Source organism: Xenorhabdus sp. PR6a (assembly GCF_028599065.1).
GTDB lineage: Bacteria > Pseudomonadota > Gammaproteobacteria > Enterobacterales > Enterobacteriaceae > Xenorhabdus > Xenorhabdus doucetiae.
In genome coordinates this window covers 12,066-31,744 of the sequence record NZ_JAQRFJ010000032.1, presented here as the reverse complement: position 1 = coordinate 31,744, position 19,679 = coordinate 12,066, and the positions used below count along the sequence as shown (strand labels likewise).

Annotated in this window: 17 protein-coding genes and 1 tRNA gene; 13 read left to right on the top strand and 5 right to left on the bottom strand. The window is 42.6% G+C overall.

The genetic code is table 11. The features are described from left to right. The first annotated feature begins 31 nt into the window (after positions 1 to 31). Genes PSI15_RS10365 through PSI15_RS10340 form a run of 6 tightly spaced genes read left to right on the top strand, consistent with a single transcriptional unit; the run spans position 32 to position 5,563 of the window. Positions 32 to 418: a hypothetical protein gene (locus tag PSI15_RS10365; RefSeq protein WP_273583473.1), complete on the top strand. Its 387-nt coding sequence runs from the start codon at positions 32 to 34 to the stop codon at positions 416 to 418. Positions 419 to 476: 58 nt separating this feature from the next. Beyond that, positions 477 to 950: a fatty acid desaturase gene (locus PSI15_RS10360; protein WP_337928650.1), complete on the top strand. Its 474-nt coding sequence runs from the start codon at positions 477 to 479 to the stop codon at positions 948 to 950. Between the two features lie 29 nt (positions 951 to 979). Next, entirely contained in the window at positions 980 to 1,951 is a 972-nt protein-coding gene (locus tag PSI15_RS10355; protein WP_273583472.1) for a proline dehydrogenase family protein, read from the top strand. A gap of 28 nt (positions 1,952 to 1,979) precedes the next feature. Then, a complete protein-coding gene (locus tag PSI15_RS10350; RefSeq protein ID WP_273583471.1) occupies positions 1,980 to 3,236 on the top strand; it encodes an ATP-grasp domain-containing protein in 1,257 nt (418 codons plus the stop codon). Then, a complete protein-coding gene (locus PSI15_RS10345; RefSeq protein ID WP_273583470.1) occupies positions 3,229 to 4,449 on the top strand; it encodes an MFS transporter in 1,221 nt (406 codons plus the stop codon). Before PSI15_RS10350 ends, PSI15_RS10345 begins: the two co-directional genes overlap by 8 nt. A 13-nt stretch (positions 4,450 to 4,462) precedes the next feature. After that, entirely contained in the window at positions 4,463 to 5,563 is a 1,101-nt protein-coding gene (locus PSI15_RS10340) for an aminotransferase class V-fold PLP-dependent enzyme (RefSeq protein WP_273583469.1), read from the top strand. A gap of 88 nt (positions 5,564 to 5,651) precedes the next feature. On the opposite strand, the gene PSI15_RS10335 is transcribed toward PSI15_RS10340, so the two are convergent. The 3 genes from PSI15_RS10335 to glyQ form a co-directional block, all read right to left on the bottom strand. Beyond that, positions 5,652 to 5,728, bottom strand: a tRNA-Pro gene (locus PSI15_RS10335). 168 nt (positions 5,729 to 5,896) lie between these two features. Then, entirely contained in the window at positions 5,897 to 7,966 is a 2,070-nt protein-coding gene (gene glyS / locus PSI15_RS10330; RefSeq protein ID WP_273583468.1) for a glycine--tRNA ligase subunit beta, read from the bottom strand. A gap of 9 nt (positions 7,967 to 7,975) precedes the next feature. Beyond that, positions 7,976 to 8,914, bottom strand: a complete 939-nt coding sequence (gene glyQ, locus PSI15_RS10325) for a glycine--tRNA ligase subunit alpha (protein WP_273583467.1) — start codon at positions 8,912 to 8,914, stop codon at positions 7,976 to 7,978. A 195-nt stretch (positions 8,915 to 9,109) separates the two neighbouring features. Between glyQ and PSI15_RS10320 the strand changes: the two genes are divergently transcribed. The 3 genes from PSI15_RS10320 (at position 9,110) to PSI15_RS10310 (ending at position 12,313) form a co-directional block, all read left to right on the top strand. Beyond that, on the top strand, positions 9,110 to 9,673 hold the full coding sequence (locus PSI15_RS10320) for a DNA-3-methyladenine glycosylase I (protein ID WP_273583466.1): 564 nt from the start codon (positions 9,110 to 9,112) through the stop codon (positions 9,671 to 9,673). Between the two features lie 115 nt (positions 9,674 to 9,788). Next, a complete protein-coding gene (locus PSI15_RS10315) occupies positions 9,789 to 11,045 on the top strand; it encodes a valine--pyruvate transaminase (protein ID WP_273583465.1) in 1,257 nt (418 codons plus the stop codon). A gap of 917 nt (positions 11,046 to 11,962) precedes the next feature. Further along, positions 11,963 to 12,313 (top strand): YceK/YidQ family lipoprotein, encoded by a 351-nt coding sequence (locus PSI15_RS10310; protein WP_273583480.1) that lies wholly within the window; start codon positions 11,963 to 11,965, stop codon positions 12,311 to 12,313. 115 nt (positions 12,314 to 12,428) lie between these two features. Here the strand turns inward: PSI15_RS10310 and PSI15_RS10305 are convergent, their stop codons facing one another. Continuing rightward, positions 12,429 to 13,718, bottom strand: coding sequence for a DUF3748 domain-containing protein (locus PSI15_RS10305; protein ID WP_273583464.1), 1,290 nt, complete (start codon positions 13,716 to 13,718; stop codon positions 12,429 to 12,431). 136 nt (positions 13,719 to 13,854) lie between these two features. On the opposite strand from PSI15_RS10305, the gene PSI15_RS10300 reads away from it, so the two are divergent. After that, positions 13,855 to 14,472: a trimeric intracellular cation channel family protein gene (locus PSI15_RS10300; RefSeq protein ID WP_273583463.1), complete on the top strand. Its 618-nt coding sequence runs from the start codon at positions 13,855 to 13,857 to the stop codon at positions 14,470 to 14,472. 66 nt (positions 14,473 to 14,538) lie between these two features. Here the strand turns inward: PSI15_RS10300 and ligB are convergent, their stop codons facing one another. After that, the gene (gene ligB, locus PSI15_RS10295; RefSeq protein WP_273583462.1) at positions 14,539 to 16,251 is read right to left on the bottom strand and encodes an NAD-dependent DNA ligase LigB; all 1,713 of its coding nucleotides are present in this window, start codon (positions 16,249 to 16,251) and stop codon (positions 14,539 to 14,541) included. A gap of 339 nt (positions 16,252 to 16,590) precedes the next feature. Here ligB and gmk point away from each other — a divergent pair, with 339 nt between their 5' ends. Genes gmk through spoT form a run of 3 tightly spaced genes read left to right on the top strand, consistent with a single transcriptional unit; the run spans position 16,591 to position 19,677 of the window. Next, positions 16,591 to 17,214 (top strand): guanylate kinase, encoded by a 624-nt coding sequence (gene gmk, locus PSI15_RS10290; RefSeq protein WP_273583461.1) that lies wholly within the window; start codon positions 16,591 to 16,593, stop codon positions 17,212 to 17,214. Positions 17,215 to 17,268: 54 nt separating this feature from the next. Next, positions 17,269 to 17,544, top strand: coding sequence for a DNA-directed RNA polymerase subunit omega (rpoZ, locus tag PSI15_RS10285; protein WP_045973136.1), 276 nt, complete (start codon positions 17,269 to 17,271; stop codon positions 17,542 to 17,544). 18 nt (positions 17,545 to 17,562) lie between these two features. Then, entirely contained in the window at positions 17,563 to 19,677 is a 2,115-nt protein-coding gene (gene spoT, locus PSI15_RS10280; RefSeq protein WP_273583460.1) for a bifunctional GTP diphosphokinase/guanosine-3',5'-bis pyrophosphate 3'-pyrophosphohydrolase, read from the top strand. The last annotated feature ends 2 nt before the right edge of the window (positions 19,678 to 19,679 follow it).

The following is a 19,679-nucleotide window of genomic DNA, read 5'->3' as shown; positions in this document are numbered from 1 at the left end:
AGATGTAACTTTTAATTAATAAGGAAAAGTTATGACGCCAGAAAATTTGGAGTTATCTAATAACTATAAGATATCAAAAGATGTAATTAGAGGACTAAAGTCTTTATGTAAACAAGATAATTATCATTGGCTTATCGCTATCTTGAAAGACTATTCCCTCATAGCTATCTCAATATATTTAACACTTGGAGTGAGTTATTGGTTTTATCCCATATCATTGTTTATGATTGGATCAACACAAAGAGCTTTAGCTAATATATTACATGAATCATCTCATCATATATTAGCTAAAAACAAAACACTGAATTATATTGCAGGAACCTATTTATCTGGATATTTAATTTTTCATAAAAAACATCCTATTAATACTATCAGGCTACAGGACTTTAAAATATATACAATATATTATAAAAGATAGAGTAAAGATACAGGAAGGAAAGAAGAAAGAAGGAAAAAAAGAAATAATTCCATTTTTATTGTATTGGATTGTTATTGTATCTGCATGTATCTATTTTGAAATCATATTATATTTTATTGCTTTTTGGTTAGTTCCATTATTTACATTTGCTGTCGCAATAGGGTGGATAGCAGAGCTTTCTGAACATTATCCACTACCTGAATCTGAAGATGAGGTATTATTACTAACGAGAAATCGTAATGGAGCATGGTGGGAGAATTTCTTTTTTGGAAGACATGATGATAATTATCATTTAGTTCATCATTTGCACCCAGGCATCCCTCATTGGAATATGAAAAAAGCACACATGCATCTTATGAATGACCCTAATTATGCCAAGTGGGACAATTTATGGGGAGGAATATTTACACGCAAGAATAAAAATGAAGAAACGCTTCTTAGCTACGCAAAAAAATATAGGAAATATAAAGAATCAAATAATATAAATGATACTAATAAAAGTTTCGCAAAATATATTCTATCTAAAAATTAAACTATTTCATATCAAAAAAGAGGTTATTAATGAATAATTATGAACAGAAAAAAATGACAACCCGTGCACTTAAAATCCTTGCAGGGGACCATTTTTTCAGGGAACTTTTTATTTCATCAAAAATTTTTCAAGATTTTCTAAGGCCTGCGGCAAATAGATATATTGTAGGCGAAAACCATTTTGAACTATTTGAAAAATTAAAAAAATTAGAGTGTATTGGTTATAATACTGGAATAGAGTTTGCTGGAGAAGAAGCCTCCTCTATCTCTGAGATAAATACGGTAGTTAATGAATATATCAATCTAATTGATAATATAGAAGAAGGAGCTTATATCAAGCCCCAATTAGGATTTGACTTATCTAATCTTGGTTCAGGCATATCAAAAGAACTCGCTATTCTAAACTGTGAAAAAATTTGTGAAAAAGCAATAAAAAAAGACATATCAATAATTATCAGTATGGAAAGGTCTAAATGGACTGACATTATCCTTGACATTTTCTTTATCCTCAGAAAAAAATTTAGCAACTTAGGTATAACATTACAAGCGCAATTAAATAGAACTAGTGATGATTTAGCAGACGTTATTAAAACGGGATGCAAAATTAGATTAGTGAAGGGAGTATATGATGAATCTGAAAATATTTCTCTCCCTAGGGGGGAAATACTTGACAAAAGATATTTGACACTTTTAAGAAATATAGCTGATAATAATAATATATTTTCTTATGCTACCCAAGACCCAAAACTGGTAGAGATGATTCGAGAAGAAGGAATACATAAGAAAGGAGAACATGAAATGCTTCATGGTGTAAAGCCTGAACTGATAAAAAGCTCCAGAGAGTTGTTAACAATTAAACCACGGATTTCGTGCGTGTACGGTTACAATTGGTATTTGCATTTTATGCATCGTTTGGCGGAGCACCCAGAAAATATTTATCAAGCGTTTATAGATATTCATTTAAATAATAAAAACAGTGAGTTATATAATCATCAATACTAATATGTGAAAAAACAGATGGAAAGATGCTATGAAAGAATATGTTGCTTTAGTTGACGTTTATTCTAGTGGTAATTTTTTGCCCCGTTTCTTTAAAGAGAACGGGATATCGCTCATTCATATACAAAGTACTCCTGAACTGATGCCATCAATGTTAGGACCTAACTTATCTGAATATGAAATGAACTTAGTTTATATCGGCTCTAACTTAGATAACATTGTAAATTGCTTGAAAGAAAAAAAAGTGATTGCAGTTATTGCTGGGCAAGAACCTGGCGTAACTTTAGCTGATTTATTAAGTGAATCACTTAATTTAAAAAATTCGAATGGAACTAAACTGTCAAGTTCCAGGAGAAACAAATATGACATGATTGAAACACTTCGTAGAAGTGATATTAAAACAGCACATCAAATTAAATCATCCAATAAAGAAGATATTATTGATTGGATTAATAAAAAAAGTGGATATCCATGTGTAGTGAAACCATTAAGTTCAGCGTCAACTGACGGTGTAACTATTTGTTTTAATGAGAAGGATGTTAGCAAGGCATGTGATACTGTATTAAAAAACAATGATATCTTTGGTGTTAAGAATAAAGAAATATTGGCTCAATCGTTCCTTGATGGTGACGAATATATCGTTGACACTGTAAGTTGCCATGGAGAAGTTTATATTTGCGGAATCTGGAAGTATGTAAAGAAAATGGTTCCAGGGGGAAAGAAAATATATGATAGAGATGTATTAATTGATGAGGATTCTCATGAGGCAAAGCTGCTTATTGATTACATATATCAGGTATTACCTGCCCTAAACATAATGAATGGACCCGCTCATGCAGAGGTTATATTAACTAACGATGGGCCTGTATTGGTAGAAATAGGCGCTCGTCTAAATGGAAATATGGAGCCTGATTTTCATGATATAGCATTAGGTAATAATCAAGCCAGAATAACTTATATTGCTTATTGTTCACCTGATAGATTCTTAAAAAACTTCTCTGGTAAAAAATATAAAAAATCAAAAGAAGCATGCGTCTTAAATACATCAACAAAACTTCATGGAGTTATTTCAAATATTAATGAAGGTGCAGTAAATGAGATAAAAGACTTAAATACAGTTTTTAAATTAAGCGTAAAATATGGTATAGGTAAAAAGATAACACCTACCATAGATCTTTTATCGAGCCCATTAAGGATATTTGTTTTCTCTGACGATATAACTGCCATAGAAAATGATTATAAAAAAATTGATTCTATTAAAGATGGAGTATATGAATTAAATGTTTGATACAATAGCAACTATTCGTGGATTGAACATAAAGCTTCGATCTTTGTTTTTTGCAACTCTTTCATTCAGAATGGGGACCATGGGGTTCCCATTTTTTGCCGCTTATCTTATACAAGAAAAATCATTAAGTGCAATTCAGGCTGGTATATTAGTTGGTGTTTTTGGTGCTGGAGCCTTACTTTGTGATCTTATCATTGGATATTTCATTAAAAAATTCAGTTCCAGTAAAGTTATTATATCTTCATTATTATTTACATCAATTATATTATTTATGATTCCCTTTTTAGACTCTTATTACACTATAGTTATATTTTCTTTTCTATGGGGAATCAGTTACGAATCTTTCACTCCAGCGGCTTATTCAGAAACTGTTTCATATTCAGATCATGCCACAAGAAAGATTGCATTTTCATGTAATCGACTTGCTATAAATATTGGTATGGCTATTGGTCCACTTGCGGGTGGAGTTATATTCGCTGTCAATCCCATATTTATTTTTTTTATCAATTCAATATTCACTTTCTTTTCTCTTGTTTTTTATTCTCTATCCATTAAATCTAGAAAATACATTAACAATAATTATAATGAATTTGATGAAAATAGTTATGTGAAAAAAGAAAGTGAAATTATAGAGGATAGAAAATATCATTATCCAAGATTAGCTGTTATTCTTTCTTCAGTTTTGCCTGTGCATATAGCATATGCACTCCCGCCAACATTTCTTTCTGCATATATGATAAACTACACATCACTTCCAAGTTATTTTATCGGTGTTATTTTCTTTATTAATGCTTTTTTAGTTATTGCGTTTGAAATCCCTATTAATAAAAAAATGAATAATGTAAACAGTAGAATTTCATTAATTTTCGGACTCTTATTAGCTGGAGGAGGATTCTCGTTAATGATCGCTAACTATAGTATTATTATCCTTATAATCGCCACTATATTATGGTCTTTAGGTGAGATGATAATATTTCCTGCCATCACACACTATATTAGCGGAATATCTTCCATTGAAAATGTGGATAGAAACTTGGGATTCTATTCTGCAGGCGTTAATATAGGTATTATCATAACACCCTCCATTGCTTTTTATATGATGGAAAATAATTTTATTTCTCCATGGTTGTTTGCTGGGGGAATTTTAGTGTTCATTTCTATTTTTTTAATTTGTGTAAAGAAAAACAAACATTTATGGAAGGACAATGCTTAATATGATAGTTCATATGAATACTGCTGGATCAGGAATTATTCACCCCTCAACTCATGAGGTTATGAAAGATTATTTATTATCTGAATTTGAAATAGGAAGTTATGAAACCGAATTAAATAACGATGCTCTGCTAAATCATGAAGTTTATAATAATTGTTCTAAGTTGATAAATTGCGACCCAGAAGAGATAGCGTTATTTACTAGTGCAACAGATGCATGGATTAATCTAGTTAGGATGTTCCACATTCAAGAAAATTCAGAAATATGGATTAGTGATTCAGAATACGCAGCTAATGTAATATACTTCTCATCTTTATCCAGTAAGTACAATTTAAAATTGCGACGAATTCCGTCAACTTCAAATCTTACCCCTGACTTGGAATGGATAAAAAACAATCTGTCTGAAAATGTATCAATGGTTAGTATCACACATATGCCATCTTGTTGTGGTCTCATTAGTCCAATAGAAGAAATTGGAAACATATTAAAAAATAAAAATATTATCTATATAGTCGATGCATGCCAATCGATAGGACAAATACCTATTGATGTAAAAAAAATACAATGTGATCTTCTTACTGGTGCTAGCCGTAAATTTCTTTGCGGCCCCAGAGGGGTAGGATTTGCATTTGTTTCAAAAAAGTTATCCGCTAAACTTAGTAATGATTTTTTTGACCTTCATGCGGGGTATGTTGATAATTTCAACAGATTTTTAACTATAAATACAGCAAAGCGCTTTGAAAGAACAGAAAGGAATCTTGTTTCTATCTGTGGATTTAACAATTCATTAAAAATAAGAAATAATGATAAATGTTACGATAATGAAAACTTCACTTTTTTTCTTGAAGAGCTAAAAAAAATTAAGAGCATTGAAGTGTTGTTTCCTAATTTGGATATAAAAGGTATAGCAGCATTTCAGTTTAAAAACTATTCTGCTGATGATGGAGTGAGAAAATTAAGATCTCAAGGAGTAAATTTATGGACTGGAATTGCTCAACATACACCATTTTTAGCGCCTAACATATTAAATAAGAAATTTGTGCGGGCTTCTTTTGGTGAAAAACTGTCTATTTATGATATTGAAATTGCCTTGGATGCAATAAAGAAAATGTAGAGAACAAAAAACATACAACCTGACCGAATCACACATTATTCCACACATAAGAAAAAACCCTGCTTAAAAAAGCAGGGTTTCAGAATGCTGGTCGGCGAGAGAGGATTCGAACCTCCGACCCACTGGTCCCAAACCAGTTGCGCTACCAAGCTGCGCTACTCGCCGAAAACGAAGCGCATCTTACTGCCAGCGCCGCATACCGTCAATATCTTTTTAAAGATAAGTGCTTGTTTGATGATAAACCATCCAAAATTCACCCTGCGCAACGTATCGCAGGCAACAAAAAGCCCCACCCTAAAAGTGAGGCTTTGCCTTAAACCCATCAATCAGGGATTACTGGAGCAATGAAATATCCGCGACACGCAGGAACAGGTCACGCAGTTCACTTAACAGCGTCAGGCGGTTGATCCTGACTTGGCGGTCTTCATCCATCACCATCACGTTGTCGAAGAACGCATCCACCACTTCACGCAGGGAAGCCAATTCAACCAGTGCATCCTGATAGTTGCTTTCGGCAAACAGAGGCGCCAGTTTTTCTTTCAGCACCACCAGATGTGTCGCCAGTTGGATCTCTTCTGCCGCTTTCAATACCGCAGCCTGAACGCTGCCATTCAACGGCTCTTCGGATTTCGCCAGAATGTTGGAAACACGCTTATTCGCCGCCGCCAGAGATACCGCTGCATCCAGAGTACGGAAGTGAGTCACGGCTTTCATGCGGGCATCAAAGTCTGCGGGTTGGGTCGGACGACGCGCCAGTACCGCCTGAATCGTATCGACGCTATAACCCAGTTCCTGATACCACGCGCGGAAACGGCCGAGCATAAACTCAACCACATCATCCACCGCTTTTGCGTTGGTCAGCTTGTCACCGTACAGACGCACCGCTTCTTCTGCCAACGTCTGGAGGTCGAGCGGCAGTTTTTTCTCAACGATAATACGCAAAACACCCAGTGCCGCACGGCGCAGGGCAAACGGGTCTTTATCGCCTTTCGGATGCTGGCCAATCCCGAAGATCCCTGCCAGCGTATCCATTTTATCGGCTATGGCAACGGCACAGGAAACGCCGGTTGATGGCAGGGCATCGCCGGAGAAACGTGGCTGATATTGCTCGTTCAGTGCCAGTGCCACATCTTCCGCTTCACCATCATGGCGGGCATAGTGCATGCCCATCACGCCCTGCGTATCGGTGAATTCGAATACCATATTGGTCATCAGGTCACATTTGGACAATAACCCCGCGCGCGTCGCATGATTGACATCCGCACCGATTTTTTCCGCAATCCAGCCAGCCAGCGCCTGAATGCGATCGGTTTTGTCACGCAGTGTGCCCAATTGTTTCTGGAACAGGACAGTTTCCAAACGAGGCAGATTGTCTTCTAAGCGCTGTTTACGGTCAGTCTTGAAGAAGAATTCCGCATCCGCCAGACGCGGGCGAACCACTTTTTCGTTACCGGAAATAATTTGCTGAAGATCAGAAGACTCAATATTGGTGACAAAGATAAAGTTTGCCATTAATTTGCCGGATTTATCGTAAACCGGAAAATATTTCTGGTCGCCTTTCATGGTGTAAACCAGTGCTTCAGCAGGAACATCCAAGAATTTTTCTTCGAATTTCGCCGTCAGCACAACCGGCCATTCCACCAGCGAAGTCACTTCTTCCAACAGGCTATCGCTCAGATCCGCCACACCACCCAGTTGCGTCGCGGCGTGTTCGGCATCACGCTTAATGATCGCCTTACGCGCTGCGTAATCCGCGATAACCCGGCCACGCTCCTGCAAAATAGCGGGATACTGTTCTGCGTTCTCAATGTGAAATTCCGCTTCACCCATAAAACGGTGACCACGAATAATGCGATCGGATTGAATACCCAGAATGTTGCCGTCAACCACTTCACTGCCCAACAGCATGGTGACCGTATGCACCGGACGCACAAACTGGGTTTCTTTATCGCCCCAACGCATCAGTTTCGGGATCGGCAATTTGCCCAGAGCACTACTTACCATCTCTGCCAGCAAGGCTTTGGCTTCACGGCCTTTGACCTGAGCGCGATAGAGCAACCATTCCCCTTTGTCCGTGACCATGCGTTCAGCCTGATCAACGGTGATCCCGCAACCACGCGCCCAACCTTCGGCAGCTTTGGTCGGTTTACCTTCTGCATCAAATGCCTGAGCAATCGCCGGGCCACGCTTTTCAACTTCACGATCAGCCTGTGCTGCCGCCAGATTGGCGACTTTCAGTGCCAAACGACGAGGTGCCGCAAACCAGCTAATTTCACCATGACCCAGATTGGCATTATTCAGTTCTGCTGCAAAATTGGCCGCAAAGGATTCAGCTAACGAACGCAGCGCCTTTGGTGGCAGCTCTTCTGTGCCAATTTCCACAAGAAAAGTCTGTTGAATCATGATGGCCTCTTAGTTCTTGTTACAAATGGTCTTGTTAAAAGTAGTCTTATTACACATCGGGAAGCCAAGCGCCTCGCGGGAGGCATAATAGGCCTCCGCAACCGATTTGGTCAGGGTACGGATGCGCAGGATATAGCGCTGACGCTCAGTCACAGAAATCGCTTTGCGGGCATCCAGCAAATTGAACGTATGACCCGCTTTCAGAATGCGCTCATAGGCTGGCAATGGCAGCGGCGTTTCCAGTGCCAGTAATTCCTGCGCCTCTTTTTCGTATTGTTCAAAGCAGGTAAACAGGAAATCGACATCGGCGTGTTCGAAGTTGTAAGTCGATTGTTCAACCTCGTTTTGATGGTAAATATCACCATAGGTGGTTTTACCCAACGGGCCATCGCTCCAGACCAGATCGTAAACGCTGTCCACGCCCTGGATATACATCGCCAGACGTTCCAGACCGTAAGTAATCTCGCCGGTCACTGGCTTACACTCAAGGCCACCCACTTGCTGGAAATAGGTGAACTGGGTCACTTCCATGCCGTTCAGCCAGACTTCCCAGCCCAAGCCCCAAGCACCCAGGGTTGGGTTTTCCCAGTTATCTTCGACAAAGCGGATATCATGAACCGTCGGATCTAGCCCTAACGCTTTCAAGGAACCCAGATAAAGTTCCTGAATGTTATCGGGAGAGGGCTTGATAATCACCTGAAATTGGTAGTAGTGCTGGAGACGGTTTGGGTTTTCGCCGTAACGACCGTCAGTCGGACGACGGGAAGGTTGCACATAAGCTGCGGCAATCGGCTCTGGCCCCAAAGCACGCAAACAGGTAATCGGATGAGAGGTTCCTGCGCCGACTTCCATATCCAGTGGTTGGACAATGGTACAGCCTTGATTCGCCCAGTAATCCTGTAATGTCAGGATGAGCCCTTGAAAGGTTTTGGTATCAAACTTTTGCATATTGAATCCGCACGCGATACATATGAATTTAAACGAAAGAGGCCAGTATACCCTTCGAACGTAAGATATACAGTACCGATCACCTGTCAATTTTGCCGCAGTATAAAAAAATCTTATTCAAGCCGCTTTACTTGTATGTTTATACATCTAATATTGGTGTAATTATCAACCACTTCCTGAGGTGAAATTCGATTTATGAGCAAGGAAACGATTCGCTGCGGTTGGGTCACATCCGACCCTGATTATCTGGCCTACCACGATAATGAATGGGGAAACCCACTGAGAGATAGCCAGCAACTTTTCGAACTGATTTGTCTGGAAGGGCAACAAGCGGGTTTATCATGGCTGACGATCCTGAAAAAACGGCAAGGCTATCGGCAGTATTTCCATCAGTTTGATCCGGTCAAAATCGCCAAAATGGATGAAACCGATGTTGAGCAACTGATGGCAGAACCGGCTATCGTGCGTAATCGCGCCAAAATCAATGCGATTATTCACAATGCCCGCGCCTACCTGAAAATGGCTGAGCAAAGTGAAGATTTCAGCACGTTTATCTGGCATTTCGTTGACGATTCCCCGCAGATTAATCACTGGCAAAACTTGTCAGACGTTCCGGCTCAAACAGCCACTTCTGATGCACTTTCAAAAGCACTGAAACAACGGGGATTTAAATTTATCGGCAGCACCACTTGCTATGCGTTTATGCAGGCAGCGGGTTTGGTCAACGATCACCTCGTCAATTGTTTGTGTCGCAAATAAGCAATATAAAAACACAGTATAGCCGTTTTACTCCATTGCACCCTGATAGTGAGCAGGGTATGGTGTTTTCTTCTCATACAATCTTTTCATACAAAAAACAGACGCAAACGCCACTATGAAATTTTCGCAATTCGGAAACAAATTTACACAAGATTCGGGAATTACCCGTCTGATGACTGATCTCAACCAAGGTTTGAGAACCCCTGGTGCCATTATGTTGGGCGGCGGCAACCCCGCACATATCCCAGAAATGGATGATTATTTCCAGCAGATATTGACTGACATGGCGTTAGACGGTCAATTAAGCGAAACCCTGTGCAACTATGACGGGCCACAAGGAAAAAACACCTTGATAGCGGCTTTGGCCCAAGAGTTAAGGGAAAAGCTCGGCTGGGAAATTCATCCACAAAACATCGCCCTGACCAATGGCAGCCAGAGCGCCTTTTTCTATCTGTTTAATTTACTGGCGGGTCGCGCTGAAGACGGCTCAATGAAACGTGTTTTGTTTCCCCTTGCGCCAGAATATATTGGTTATTCGGATTCCGGTTTGGATGAAGGGTTATTTGTTGCCAATAAACCGAATATTGAATTGCTGCCCAACGGCCAATTCAAATATCACGTCGATTTCGATCACCTGAATATTACCGAAGACATCAACCTGATTTGCGTCTCTCGCCCGACCAATCCAACAGGCAACGTGATCACCGATGAAGAATTACTGCGTTTGGATGGTTTGGCCCAGCAGCACCAGATCCCCTTGCTGATAGACAATGCCTACGGCGTGCCATTCCCCGGTATTATTTTTAGCGAAGCAACCCCGTTGTGGAACCACAATATTATTCTGTGCATGAGCCTGTCCAAATTGGGTCTGCCGGGCTCCCGCTGCGGGATCATTATCGCTAATGAGAAAATCATCAGTGCAGTCAGTAACATGAATGGCATTATCAGCCTGTCCCCTGGGGGCGTTGGGCCGGCTATCGCGCTGGAAATGATTAAACGCAATGACCTGTTCCGCCTGTCACAGAATGTCATTCAGCCGTTTTACAAGCAGCGGGTAGACAACGTAATCGAAATCATTCGTCGCCACATCTCGGAAGAGCGCTGCCTGATCCATAAACCGGAAGGGGCGATATTCCTCTGGCTCTGGTTTAAAAACTTACCCATCACGACAGAAGTGCTTTATCAGCGGTTGAAAAAACGGAAGGTGCTGATGGTGCCGGGGCATTTCTTCTTTCCGGGGCTAGAGCATGATTGGCCGCACGCCCATCAATGTATGCGCATGAACTATGTGCCTGATATTGAAAAGATCGAAGAAGGCATTCGTATTCTGTCTGAAGAGATTGAGATAGCCCATAAAGAAACAGGATGCTGATCTGCATGGCAAGCTGTCTTTAATCAGTTGGCAAAAAATAAAAAAAAGCTCCCTCATTTAGGGGGAGGGAGCAAGATGATAACGAGGACTTTTACCTGCGAACAGGACAGTAGTTATTAGAATCCCAAAAGAATTCCTCACACACATAGGAAAGGAAAACGATCCTTGTTTTTATCCCTTCCCTGAACTACCTATATTTAACCAGAAAAATAATATTATAATGAATTGAATAAGCAGGGATTTTTAACTTTAAATTGCCTCTACTATCTCAAATTGCAGCCAAATTAAGGCAACTGAGCAACATTCTGTGATCTAAAGCACGTTTAATGAATCCCAAAGAATGCAATCCATCTCCTGTCTAATGCCAAAAGTTTGCTGCCTTTCACTTAGCACTCAGGAGAGAATTATGCAGAATGTGTTACGCCACTTATTGCATGCTTTGCATATTTTTATATAAGGCGTTTTATTCAGGGTAACTTTTTATTTTCTGGCAGAAATCTACAGATCAACATTCAACAAATACAAATATCTATACCCTCATCAACTTCAAGTTGCAGGTCGCAAGACGCTGATTATCACAGGCATATGAACCAAACTAATATTAACCTTAATGATCGATGGTTATTATCAATAAATTCAGTCAGGCTATTGCTCTGTTTATTGAGCCCAACTAAATGTTATCTCTATCAAAACAGTGAATCTGAAAAAGAAGTTTAAACTCCCATCACAAAAAAATGATAAAATTTAACGATAAGTGCTATAGCAAACTGAGTATAACATGACTATAGTAAATAGTATTAAAGAGTAAGAATATTAACGGGTGAAGTTTATCCCCGTCATGCATTGGAAAAATGGCGTTAAATAGCGAATACAGTATCTGAACATTGGCAAATTAACTCATTGAGATCACGGAAATGATAAAAAACATTAAAGTATTTCTATTACCAGGCATCGCATTAGGGTGGCTACTCGTAACGGGCTGTTCCAGCATCATGACCCATAACGGCCCCTATCAAGGTTACTATTCCGGAGCAAAGGCCAATATTAGCATGCTGCAAGATGATAAAACGGGGTGGATTATGAAGCCGCTGCTTGTGCTCGACTTGCCGTTTTCTGCCTTCCTGGACACGCTTCTGCTTCCCTACGATTATGCCCGATCCGATCAAAATAACGCAGAACAATCCCCCAAACATCGGATAGAGCAACTGGATAAAAATTCCACTGTTACGCAGCCTGCGCCAGATATCATCATTAATCATGATGCCTAGTTGTCATTCAGCGTCACAATAAACACGATCCAGCATGTCATCGGGCATCGCTAGCCGCGATGCCTGTGTCAACCATACCTATTTCAATTACTCCCTATTTCAACAACAACCTGTTTCAACAACGACCTGTTTCAACAACAAATAGTTGTCGGTAACCGTCAATATCTCGCATAAAAGCGACATAACGATCATCCGGTGATATCACGATGGCATCAGCGCAAGGTGCATCATCGGTACGCGCCGTTAAACGCTGCATTTTCCCAGTCTGGCTATCACAGAGCATAACGCTATTGTCACAGACACAAGCAATAAACCGCCCACGGCTATCCCAGCTAAATGCAGATTGTATGCTGTTTTTGCCGTAAGTTATCTGCATTGGTTCGCCACCATTGGGTGAGATAGACCATAGCTGGACAACCCCCTCTTCATCTCTCATCAGAAAACCGATCTTACAGCCATCTGGCGATGTTCTTAGCCAATGGCGTGGAACATTTACCACGCCCGGCCAGCGTTTATCATGGGTAAACGTTAAACGTTGCTGTTTCACTCCCGCAGGTGGTGCCGGCAACGTGGCTTCTGTACCCGCCAAAGGCTGACAGCTCGCAATGGCATACTCATTGTCGTTCTCAGGCAAATCAACACGGTAAATTTCCGGGATTTTTTCACCACTGACACCGCAGGTATCCCCAATAAAAGCCAGTGCCCAACGCTGCCATTGCCCATTACTTTTGCGATATCCCCGCAGCCCAACCCACCCTTCTTCATAGGCGCGATTGATGTCATCACTTCCGGAGCGCGGATATGCCGTCGTTTCGCTAACTACAACTGAAAAATAGCTGCCACCATATTCCCTCGGATGTTTTTTAACTGGCATCACAGCGCGTAAAGGCACAGCCACCGCGACATTACGTAAATCAAGCGCAGGATCTAACTCATGCATCACATGATCGTTGTAGGTAAAACTTAGACGACTGCCATCGGGGCTGAAAACATGGACATGGGTTCCACCCCGCAAAGCGCCAGCGGTATAAGGTGGAGTAATATCCATTGCATCAATGTTAATTGCTACATTTGGCTGACTATCGGAGACAATGACACCACGGCGATGATGAAAATCATATTGCCATTGTCCATCCGGTTTTTCTGGCCCGTGAATAAAGGCATAACGAACAGGTTCTTGTGGACTTACCGTCACAACACCGACATGAGCCCCCTCCTTTGCCTGATAGATAATTTTAGTTTGCCCATGATTAACATGAATTTTTTCTATCGTTAAACCGGTAAAAGAAGCACCATGAGGGCGAACGTCGTATATCAGCCATTGGCTATCTGGCGTCCAAACATTTATATTAGTTATCTGATGGCTACGGCTATCAAATGTAATCTGACGTTCCTTAAACACCATTTTTCACCCTTACTTTGCGATGTTTCGGATAAGAAAAACTAATTTTATTCAGATCCGGCTAAAAAATTTCAGTCGAGACGTTATTATTTCGACAGTACTCTATTACTTATCCGTTATATTCCATTTAATTAAACTTATGCTACTCAGTGTCCTTTATATCATTGGTATTACGGCTGAAGCCATGACAGGCGCCTTAGCCGCAGGTCGCCGAAAAATGGATGTCTTCGGCGTTATTATTATTGCTTCCGTGACAGCCATCGGTGGCGGCACCGTCCGGGATATTATTTTGGGGCACTACCCCCTCGGTTGGGTAAAAAATCCAGAATATATCGTGACTGTTGCCTGTGCCGCCGTAATCACTATCTGGGTTGCCCCCATGATGAAACACCTACGCCGTCTGTTTCTCATTCTTGATGCCATTGGTTTAATTGTCTTCTCTATTATTGGTGCGCAAATCGCGTTGGATATGCACTACAGCCCGATCATTGCCGCCATTGCAGCCGTTATTACCGGCGTTTTTGGCGGTGTATTGCGCGACATGTTTTGCAATACCATCCCGTTGGTATTCCAAAAAGAGATTTATGCCGGTGTCTCTTTCGCCGCCGCCTGGCTCTATATCGCCTTGCTGCATACACCATTACCGCCGAATAGCGTTATCCTGATTACCCTGGTTGCAGGACTGGCCGCACGACTGATTGCGATTCGTTACCGTCTTGGGCTGCCTATCTTCAATTATGATGGCACAGACCACTGAGACTATTTCCGCTAACACCACGCCGCTGACAGCATAATGATGAATATTCGGGGCAACCTGTTGCCCCTATTCACTCAATTCACTCATATCCCGGCTCTCTGGCTGATTCTTAATTCCCTGTAAAGATAAAACATGAATGACGGCCTTAATCTCAGGGTGCTGTAAAAAAGCTGAGATTTTTTCTCTTTTGGTATGAGGCAGGCCAATGGCTTCGTGCCATCGTGAAAGCGGCTGTAATTTTGCCTGCTGAAATTGGGAAAAGATCAATGCCGCGCGTTTAGTGCCAATCTGGGGCACGGCCTCAAGCTGCGGTTTGTCCAAATCCAACCAATCGGTTAAATTTGCCACCAGCCCATGTTTTACCAACGCTGACCAGGTTCCTTGCCCGACGCCTTTCATTTGCAATTTTTCCCCAAGCCATGTCAGGCGTGCGATGAACTGTTGCCGGCAATAATGTTCGTCGTTGTTCTCATTTTCAGGGTCGAGTGACAGACAGCTAAGGAAATGATAATCCGGCTCATTAGGGGGTTGAATATCAGGACGTTCCGCCATACGCCACACCACTTTATCGAGTTTAGGTATCCCATGCCCCGCCAGTGCCACTGTAATTTTATCGCCGGGATAAACGTTCCACTGCCTCCAACGTTTGATGGAACCGATATTGACCCGGCTCACGTGCCGATCATCCACCTTTACTTTTTCCAGATCTAATACAACGGATATTCTCCCTGTCCGGCCTACGGTGAAATTAACCCCTGTCACAGTGGTCATTTGCTGTCGCAGCGGATATTTCCATGCAATCGCCCAACTGTTTGATCCGCTTCGCCATTGCTGGCCTGTCGGTTCAAGCTCTTGGCGTAAAACCACACCATCCGTCGCAAAAGGGAGCGGCTGAACAAAATAATCTCGCCATCTTTTTTCGGCCTCTTCTGCCGTGGTAATGGGGTGGCTATATTGGCTTGTGAGCGGAAACCCCATGTCAGACAACCGCGCCAGTTTCACCGCCATTTCATTGGGTCCATCCGGCCAGCCCCAAATAAAAATGCCCACCTGTTTCAGTTCCGGGACGGGTGTTTTACGCATCATTAAGCCCGCCACTTTACTGCGCGCGCCCTGACTCCCCGCAATAGACTGTCGGTGATTTTCCTGCTGCCAGAAAAGTTCACCTTGTAACACCAAATGTTCAGGCGCATTTTTAATCCGCTGAGGAATAGTGGGAATAAATGCGCTCTTCTCCATCCAGTCTGTTCCTTCAATACCATCACCACGGCTGATTAACTGCACCAATTGACCTTTTTTATACACCAAGGTTACTGCAACGCCATCAATTTTAGGTTGCAGCCACACCCCGGTTCGCCCCTGTAACCACCGGCGAATTTCCTCTATTCCCTTCAACTTATGCAGACCGGTGTGCTGGACGGGATGGAACTGTTTCCCTTCCTGTCGCGCCGGAATCACAGACGTGTCGGTCGCAGAATTAATTGGATTAACAGAAGTACTAACCGAGGGAAAAGTGCGGTTTGACTGGTGAGTTAAACAACGTTGCCAAATCCCTAAGGTTTCCAATAATTGATCATAGATTTCATCCTCTATTTCACTCATACCTTGCTGACGATAAAGCTGATCCCACTTAGTGACCTGCTGTGTCAGTTGCTCAGTTTCATGCTGAAATTTTTCGGGTGACCACTCAGGGCAATGAGCTTGGTTGGCAAATGCCATGGGTATGCCAAATAGCAGTATCCAGACCGTAATTAAAAAACGAATGAGAAAATTAAGCATCCTTGCTCCATCGGTTCCTAAAAAAATGGGTTCCTAAGACACAGGCAAAGAATAAAAAGCAGAAGAGTTTTTACCAAGAGGCAAAAAGGAAGTTTGCGAGACGTTTCCAAAAATAAAAGTGCAATTTCTGCAAACAATTATTTTTCTTGAAAATGTTTCGCAAAATTTTGCATTAATGCCCGTTTGTTAAGAAAAAAATTTGGTTGAAACGCCCATTGGCATGTATTGTAACGCTGCATGGATTAACGTATCTGTGTATACTATGCAGTGCTCTATATTTGTGGGATTTTATCTTCCTGCGCTTGCATTTATTTATACCCAATCAGTCAAGAAATCATCATGAACCAAGGAACGTTATATATTGTTTCTGCGCCGAGTGGAGCAGGCAAATCAAGCCTTATTCAGGCTTTATTAAAAACTCAGCCTTTGTATGACACTCAGGTTTCTGTTTCGCACACAACGCGCCAAGCTCGTCCAGGCGAAAATCATGGTGAACATTATTTTTTCGTTACCGTGGATGAATTTCAAAATATGATCAGCAATGATGAATTTTTGGAATATGCCTGTGTTTTTGGTAATTATTACGGTACATCCCGAAAAGTCATCGAAGAGACACTCGCCAGTGGCGTTGATGTTTTTCTTGATATTGACTGGCAAGGTGCACAGCAAATCCGCCAGAAAATGCCCGCGGGGCGCAGCATTTTCATCCTGCCACCGTCCAGGGAAGAGTTGCTCCGCCGCCTGCGCGGACGCGGTCAGGATAGCGAAGAGGTCATTGCCAAACGCATGGCACAAGCCGTCGCGGAGATGGAACATTATAACGAATATGATTACGTCATTATCAATGACGATTTCAATACGGCATTGGCCGATTTACAATCTATTATTCGTTCAGAGCGTCTACGATTAGATCGTCAGACTCAGCGGCATGATGCCTTAATCAGCAAATTATTGGCAGACTGAACCAAGTTTCAGTATGATGCCCAGTCATTTATTTACCTGTGGAGTAGCACACATATGGCACGCGTAACTGTTCAAGACGCAGTAGAAAAAATTGGTAACCGTTTTGACCTGGTGTTGGTCGCTGCTCGCCGAGCACGCCAATTGCAAGCAGGTGGCAAAGATCCTCTCGTTCCAGAAGAAAACGATAAGACGACGGTTATCGCTCTGCGTGAAATCGAGCAAGGTCTTATCAACAATAAAATTCTCGATGTTCGTGAACGTCAAGAACAACAAGAGCAAGAAGCCGCAGAAATCAAAGCTGTTTCCGCCATCGCTGAAGGTCGTCGTTAATTTTACGGTAGGTCTGCCTTGTATCTGTTCGAAAGCCTGAAACAACTGGTTCTAAAATATTTGCCTGAAGATCAAATTGATCTGCTTAAACAGGCCTATGTCGTTGCGCGGGATGCCCACGAAGGGCAGACCCGTTCCAGCGGTGAGCCATACATTACTCACCCCGCCGCCGTTTCCTGTATTCTGGCTGAAATGCGCCTTGACCATGAGACACTGATGGCGGCACTTTTGCATGATGTCATTGAAGACACCCCCGCGACATTTCAGGATATAGAACAGCTATTTGGCACGGCCGTGGCCGGTTTGGTGGAAGGTGTATCCAAGCTGGATAAGCTGAACTTCCGGAACAAAAAGGAAGCTCAGGCTGAAAACTTCCGCAAAATGATCATGGCGATGGTGCAGGATATCCGCGTCATTTTGATCAAACTGGCAGACCGTACACACAATATGCGAACCCTTGGCTCCCTGCGCCCCGATAAACGGCGGCGCATTGCCAGGGAAACGCTGGAAATTTATAGTCCGCTGGCTCATCGTCTGGGTATTCATCACCTAAAAACGGAGCTGGAGGAACTTGGGTTTGAAGCCTTGTATCCAAACCGTTACCGCGTGATTAAAGAGGTTGTGAAAGCCGCTCGTGGTAATCGCAAAGAGATGATCCAGAAAATTCTGTCGGAGATTGAAGGCAGGTTAACGGATGCCGGCATCAAATGTACTGTCAGTGGCCGCGAAAAACATCTCTATTCGATCTATCGTAAGATGCGCCTGAAAGAACAGCGTTTCCATTCCATCATGGATATTTACGCCTTTCGGGTCATCGTCAATAATCTTGATACCTGCTACCGCGTATTGGGGCAAATGCACAGTTTGTACAAGCCACGCCCCGGCAGAGTGAAAGATTATATTGCCATCCCCAAAGCCAACGGCTACCAATCCCTCCATACCTCCCTGATAGGCCCGCATGGGGTGCCTGTTGAAGTGCAGATCCGTACCGAAGATATGGATCAAATGGCAGAGATGGGGGTTGCCGCACATTGGGCCTACAAAGAACAAGGGGAATCGGGTACGACTGCGCAAGTTCGTGCTCAACGCTGGATGCAGAGCTTACTGGAACTCCAGCAAAGTGCCGGCAGTTCTTTTGAGTTTATCGAGAGCGTTAAATCTGATTTGTTCCCTGATGAGATTTACGTTTTTACTCCTGAAGGACGCATTGTTGAGTTACCGGCTGGCGCGACGCCTGTCGATTTTGCCTATGCCGTCCATACGGATATCGGCCATGCCTGCGTCGGTGCGCGTGTTGATCGCCTACCTTATCCCCTCTCACAAACGCTCAGCAGTGGGCAAACTGTCGAAATTATCACGGCACCAGGAGCCCGCCCTAACGCGGCATGGCTGAACTTTGTCGTGAGTTCCAAAGCGCGTGCCAAAATTCGCCAGTTACTGAAAAACCTGAAACGGGATGATTCCATTAGTTTGGGGCGTCGTCTGCTTAATCATGCTCTGGGTAATGGCACGAAAATTGCCGATATTCCGCAAGAAAATATCAGCAAAGAGCTGGCAAGAATGAAGCTCGCCACGTTGGATGATTTGTTGGCGGAGATTGGATTAGGCAATGCCATGAGCGTGGTTGTCGCCCGCAATTTATTATTGGGTGCCGCAGAGAAAGTCGCAAACAACAACGGTAATCCATCCCGTAAGCTACCTATCAAGGGCGCTGACGGCATTTTAATTACCTTTGCCAAATGTTGTCGCCCAATTCCAGGTGACCCGATTATTGCCCATATCAGCCCAGGAAAAGGTTTAGTCATCCACCACGAATCCTGTCGCAACATCCGTGGATATCAGAAAGAACCGGAAAAATTCATGCCAGTTGAGTGGGATAAAGATATCAATAGTGATTTTATTGCTGAAATTAAAGTTGATATGTTCAACCATCAAGGGGCTCTGGCAAACCTGACGGCCGCCATTAACGATGTCAACTCCAGCATTCAAAGTATGAATACGGAGGAAAAAGATGGCCGCGTCTATTGTGCTTTCATCAGGCTAACGACCAAAGACCGTATCCAATTGGCGAATATCATGCGTAAGATACGTATCATGCCAGACGTGATGCGGGTCAGTCGTAACCGAAACTGATC